Origin of the sequence: Streptomyces sp. NPDC051776 (assembly GCF_040681345.1) — a bacterium.
Taxonomy (GTDB): Bacteria; Actinomycetota; Actinomycetes; order Streptomycetales; family Streptomycetaceae; genus Streptomyces.
The window spans coordinates 1-1,498 of sequence record NZ_JBFAYQ010000160.1 but is presented as its reverse complement, the minus strand read 5'-3'; the positions used below and the strand labels follow the sequence as shown (position 1 = coordinate 1,498).

1 protein-coding gene is annotated in these 1,498 nt (G+C 68.7%); it reads left to right on the top strand.

Annotated features, from left to right (window positions below; translation table 11 throughout):
* Positions 1 to 245 precede the first annotated feature (245 nt).
* Positions 246 to 1,472, top strand: coding sequence for an IS110 family transposase (locus AB0M26_RS31875; RefSeq protein ID WP_365266520.1), 1,227 nt, complete (start codon positions 246 to 248; stop codon positions 1,470 to 1,472).
* Positions 1,473 to 1,498: the final 26 nt, after the last annotated feature.

The window sequence follows — 1,498 nt, the reverse complement described above, 5'->3', positions numbered from 1 at the left end:
CCGCCTAATGGGACTTGCCGGGTCGTAGAAACTCGGTGCCGTAGCCGCCAGCAGGTGAGCACTTTCATCGCCTGAAGCACGTGACTTCTGAGGTCAGACCGTGCCCCTGCTGGTCGGCCGGGAGGCCAGACCGCTGATGGGGTGGCGTGCCCGCCGAGTGGGGCGTGAGCACTGGATCCATTAGGCCGCGTGCCGTGTCTTCCGCAGGCTGCACGAAATGTGAAGTACCTGACCAGGAGAGTGCATTGCTGCTGATCGGTGATGACTGGGCCGAGGACCACCACGACGTCGAGGTCCAGGACGCGACCGGCCGGAAGCTGGCCGCTGCGCGGCTGCCCGAGGGCGTGGATGGCGTCGCCAAGTTCCATGAGCTGGTTGCGAAGCACGGTGGCGAGGACCTTGAGCCTGCCGACGTGATCGTGGGGATCGAGACCGACCGCGGCCCTTGGGTGCAGGCCCTGATTGCTGCCGGCTACCAGATCTACGCCATCAACCCCCGGCAGGTCGCCCGCTTCAAGGAGCGGTACGGCACCTCCGGCGCCAAGAGCGACAAGGGCGACGCGCACGCGCTGGCCGACATGGTCCGCATCGACCGCGACCAGCTCCGGCCGGTGGCTGGTGACAGCGAACAGGCCCAGGCCATCCGGGTCGTCGCCCGCGCCCACCAGACGCTGATCTGGGAACGCACCCGCACCTTCCAGCGGCTGCGAACCACACTGCGCGAGTACTTCCCCGCCGCCATGAATGCCTACGCCGACCTGACGCTGACCGCTCCGGACGCGCTGGAGTTGCTGGTCAAGGCGCCCACGCCGGCTGCGGCGGCGAAGCTGACCCGCCCGCAGATCACTGCTGTCCTGGCCCGACACCGCCGGCACAACAGGAGCGCGAAAGCGGCCACGATCCAGGCCGCGCTGCGCGAGCGGCACCTGGGCCTGTCCGAGCCGGTCACCGCCGCCTACGCGGCCACCGCGACCGCACACGCCAGAGTGCTCATCGCCCTGAACGAACAGATAGCCGAGCTGGAAGGGCAGGTGAAGGCGCATTTTCTCGCGCATCCGGACGCTGAGATCTACCTCTCGATGCCTGGCATCGCGGAGATCACCGGCGCCCGGGTGCTCGCCGAGTTCGGAGACGACCCCACCCGCTACGCGTCCGCCAAGGCCCGCAAGAACTACGCCGGTACCAGCCCCGTCACCCGAGCCTCTGGCAAGAGCCACACCGTCCAGGCCCGCTTCGTGCGCAACAACCGGCTCGCCGACGCCCTGCAGACCCAGGCGTTCTCCACCCTGCGGGCCTCACCCGGCGCCCGCCGCTACTACGACAAGCAACGAGCCCGCGAAGCCGGCTACAACCCCGCCCTGCGCCAGCTCGGCAACCGCCTGGTCGGCATCCTCCACGGATGCCTCAAAACCCGCACCCTCTACGACGAAGCGACCGCCTGGTCGCACCACGCCCAGCCCCACGCCGCTTGACACCAAACGACATGGGGTGTCTGACC